Raw genomic sequence first — 3642 nt, 5'->3', positions numbered from 1 at the left:
ATGATCGGCGTGATCAGGTGCGGGATGCCCTCGTAGGGGGTCAGTTCGACCATCTTCGGGTCGATGAGGATCATCCGCACCTCGTCGGGGGTCGCACGGATGAGCAGTGACACGAGCATCGAGTTGACGAAGCTGGACTTACCGGAACCGGTGGAACCGGCGACCAGCAGGTGCGGCATCTTGGCGAGGTTGGCGGAGACGAAGTCGCCCTCGATGTCCTTGCCGAGACCGATGACGAGCGGATGGTGGTCGCGGCGGGTCGAGGGGGCCGCGAGCACGTCCGACAGGCGCACGAGCTCACGGTCGGTGTTGGGAACCTCGATACCGACGGCGGACTTGCCCGGGATCGGCGCGAGCAACCGGACGTTGTCGGTCGCCACCGCGTATGCGATGTTGCGGGCGAGCGCGGTGATCTTCTCGACCTTGACGCCCGGGCCGAGTTCGACCTCGTAGCGGGTGACGGTCGGGCCGCGCGTGAAGCCGGTGACGGCGGCGTCGATCTTGAACTGTTCGAGGACCTCGGTGATCGCCTCGATCATCTGATCGTTCGCAGCCGACCGCGTCTTCGGCGGGTCGCCCTTGGTGAGCAGTTCCAGCGAGGGAAGCGCGTAGTCGCCTTCGATCTCGCGGTCGCGGACGAACGTCTCGGCAGGCTCGGGTTCGGACGTCTGGTCGACGACCTCGGGTGCCGGAGGGGGCTTCGGCTTCTTGCGCGCGGGAGCCGGGGCCGGCGCCGCGGCCCGACTCTCCGCGACCGAGGGCATCTCCAGCGTGGGCGGGGGCGACGCGGGCGTCTCGGGTTCGGGTGCCCGGTCATCCCACAGCGGGAGGATCTCCGTCTTCGCGTCGCCGTCGAACTCGTCGGGCGGATAGTTGTCCGCCGGGGTGCGCCGGCGTCTGGATCTCTTCGGCGCGGGCGCCTCGTCGAGAGGGTAACCGTCGACATCGAACATCGGTGGCTCGTCGTAGCCGTAGCCGTCGCCGTAACGGTCGTCGTAGTCGTCGTACTCGTCGTCGGCGCCGTAACCGAGACCGAAATAGTCGCGGAACAGTTCGGGCAGCTCACGCACCGTGGTGCCGGTGAGCAGCAGGATTCCGAAGCCGGCCGCGAGGAGCATCAGCGGCACGGACAGCCAGACGGTGAGTCCGGAGGTGAGCGGCCCGCCCACCGCGGCACCTACGAATCCGGCTCCCTCGGCGCGACCCTCCGCGTCCGTGGGTGAGCCGGAAGCGATGTGCCACAGGCCGAGGGCGGGCAGACCGACGAGCAGCCCGCCGACGACGAGCCGGGGACGGATCTCGGGATGCGGTTCGGTGCGCATGAGGGTCAGCGCGATCCCGACCGCGACGAGCGGAAGGACCGCGCTCGCGCCGCCGGTGACGGCGCGGACGGCTGCCTCGACCCACTCCCCCACGGGGCCGCCGACGCCGAACCACACCGTGCCGGCGATGATCACACCGATCGAGATCAGTCCGAGCGCGATGCCGTCGCGGCGGTGGCCGGATTCGATCTCGGTGGCGCGACCCATCGTGCGGGTCGTGGCCCCGACGGCACGGGCCGTCATCATCCAGCCGGCACCGACGGTGCGGCCGACGGCGGTGAGGATGCCCCCGGAACTGCGCCGGGGCCGGGCAGGCGCGGGTCTGCGACCGGCAGCCGGGGCACGGCGCGCGGTGCCACCGCTGCGGCGGTTCGTGGTCGACGTCGCGGCGCGCGGCTTGCGCGCGGCGGTGGACCTGCCCGAACCGGCCGTCTTCGATTTCGCGGTCGAGGTGCTCTTCGAGGTGGAGGCACCCGTACTGCGGGCGCGGGCCGTGCTGCCGCCCGAGCTCCGCGCTCCCGTCCGCGACCGAGAGGTCGTAGACGACGTTCCGCGGCTACCCGACGACTTTCCTGCCATATCCGCCAGGGTAGCCGCACGGACCTCTCGTGAACCATCAGCAACACGGGTACCGGACGGCGGCACTGGTCACACGTCGTCCGGAACGGTCCTCACAGTCCGCGTTTCGATCCCGCCAGCTCGGTCACCGCCGGCTCGTCGCCCTCGATCTCCAACCGCACCTCGTCGCGGCCGAATGCGTGCAACACGAGTTCGGACGGCTCGCCGCGCAGCACGACGGTGCGCGGTCCACGCTTGCGCACGGTGACCTTCTCCCCCGAGTCGGACCTCTCGAACACCACGGTGACGTCGCACCCGCCGTAACTGTTGCGGCCGAGCATCCGCGCGATCCGCCAGAGCTGGTCCTGGTCGTCCGCCGACAACGCTCGTGGTTCCCATCCGGGCTGCGCACGGCGCACGTCCTCGTGGTGCACGAACATCTCCGCCGCGTTGGCGACGGCATCGAGCAGGAACATCGGCGACCACTTCGGCGGACCGGAATCGACGTCGGCGAGCAGGTGCGCCCACTGCCGGTCGGTGGTGGAGCGCCGCACCTTCTCCGTGTGCCCCGCCAGGGCGGGGACGACGATGCCGGGCATCGCGTCGACTCGGCGCTCGCGGACGAGCAGGTGCGCGGCGAGGTCCCGGACCGTCCAGTCGCCGCAGAGCGTGGGCGCGTCGGGTCCGACCTCGGACATGGTGCGGACGAGGGCATGTCGTTCGCTGCGGGCGAGGCTCATTCCGCCACTCTAGCGATCGCTCCTGCCCTCGCCCATCGCGCGAACCCGTGTGTCCTCCGGGCCCGCGCCGACCGTGTTCAGGAGACCGGAATCACCGTGGGCACGATCATCGGACGACGGCGATAGGTGTCGGCGACCCAGCGGCCGACGACGCGGCGGATGCCCTGAGCGATGCGGTGGGTCTCCGTGACCCCTTCGGCGGCGAGTTCGTTGAGCGCCTTGTCCACGAGCTGCGCCGCTTCGTTCAAAGCGGCCGGGTCGTCGGAGAAGCCGCGACCCGAGACCTCCGGAGTGCTCACCGCACGGCCGGTGGCGGCATCCACCGCGACGGAGATCGAGATGAAGCCGCCTTCGCCGAGCACGAGACGATCGGAGAGCGTGGACTCCCCCACGTCGCCCACCGACAGACCGTCGACGTAGACGTGACCGACCGGGACCCGCCCGACGATCTGCGCGAGCCCGTCGACCATGTCGACGACCACACCGTCCTCCGCGAGCACGATCCGCTCGCGGGGAACACCCGTGGCCTCGGCGAGGGCGGCGTTCGCCCGCAGGTGGCGCCATTCGCCGTGAACCGGCATCGCATTGGTCGGGCGCACCGCGTTGTAGAGATAGAGCAGCTCGCCGGCCGACGCGTGACCGGAGACGTGCACCTTCGCGTTCTGCTGGGTGACGACCTTCGCTCCGCGCTTGGCGAGACCGTTGACGACCGCGAACACGGAGTTCTCGTTGCCGGGGATCAGCGACGACGCGAGCACGACGAGGTCGTCGGCCCGGATGTTGATCTGCCGGTGCTCGCCTCGGGCCATCCGGGACAGCGCCGAGAGCGGTTCGCCCTGCGAACCGGTGGACACCAGCACGATGCGGTCGTCGGGCAGGCTCGCGGCGGTGTCGATGTCGACCTCGAGGCCGTCGGGCACGTTCAGGTAACCCAGATCCTGCGCGATCTGCATGTTGCGGACCATCGACCGGCCGACGAACGCCACGCGCCTGTTGTAACGCTCGGCGACGTCGAGTGATCT

3 protein-coding genes are annotated in these 3642 nt (G+C 70.1%); all 3 read right to left on the bottom strand.

The window, feature by feature from the left end:
* Window positions 1-1901 (bottom strand): DNA translocase FtsK (locus R1101_RS0118425; RefSeq protein ID WP_016934823.1); only part of this gene is annotated, 1901 nt, incomplete at its 3' end.
* A 92-nt stretch (window positions 1902-1993) separates the two neighbouring features.
* Window positions 1994-2620 carry a TIGR03085 family metal-binding protein gene (locus R1101_RS0118420; RefSeq protein WP_016934822.1) on the bottom strand — a complete coding sequence of 209 codons (627 nt, stop codon included), beginning with the start codon at window positions 2618-2620 and terminating at the stop codon, window positions 1994-1996.
* Between the two features lie 77 nt (window positions 2621-2697).
* A partial coding sequence (locus R1101_RS0118415; protein WP_016934821.1) for a ribonuclease J occupies window positions 2698-3642 on the bottom strand: 945 nt, incomplete at its 5' end.

Source organism: Rhodococcus sp. R1101, assembly GCF_000278445.1.
GTDB classification, from domain to species: Bacteria; Actinomycetota; Actinomycetes; order Mycobacteriales; family Mycobacteriaceae; genus Rhodococcus; species Rhodococcus gordoniae.
This window is presented reverse-complemented; position numbering and strand designations above follow the sequence as displayed.